Origin of the sequence: Streptomyces silvisoli (assembly GCF_029269905.1) — a bacterium.
Taxonomy (GTDB): Bacteria; Actinomycetota; Actinomycetes; order Streptomycetales; family Streptomycetaceae; genus Streptantibioticus_A; species Streptantibioticus_A silvisoli_A.
On record NZ_JARJBC010000082.1, the window covers coordinates 1 to 538 of the forward strand.

A 538-nucleotide genomic window follows, 5' to 3' on the forward strand; every position below is an offset into this window, starting at 1 on the left:
CGGTGGTGTCGAATGTGACCGGGCGGGTTGCTACGGCTGAGCAGTTGTGTTCGGTGGGGTATTGGGTTCGGCAGGTGCGGGATGCGGTGCGGTTCGCTGATGGGGTGCGGTGGCTGGCCGATCAGGGGGTGACCGCGCTGGTGGAACTGGGCCCGGACGGGGTGCTGTCTGGCCTGGCGCAGCACAGCTGCGCACCGGGCACCCTCGTTGTGCCGGTGTTGCGGCACCAGACGAGCGACAGCACGCTCCGGCAGAACGACGCCGAGATGTTGTTGTCGGCGGTGGGGCGGTTGTATGCGCAGGGTGTGGTGGTGGACTGGGCTGGGGTGTTTGCTGGGCGTGGTGCTGTGCGGGTGGGGTTGCCGACGTATGCGTTCCAGCGGCAGCGTTTTTGGCCTGAGGTGGTGCCGACTGTCTCGGATAGTGCTGGGGATCGGGTTGATCAGCGGTTCTGGGCGTCGGTGGAGCAGCGGGATGTGCGGGCTTTGGCGGGGGAGTTGGGGGTTGATAGTGGTGTGGTCGCCTCGGTGATGCCGGC

Annotated in this window: 1 protein-coding gene; it reads left to right on the plus strand. The window is 67.1% G+C overall.

From position 1 onward, the window contains the following. Window positions 1-86: 86 nt before the first annotated feature. The coding region (locus P3G67_RS35810) for a hypothetical protein (RefSeq protein ID WP_276097248.1) at window positions 87-538 on the plus strand (452 nt) is incomplete at its 3' end.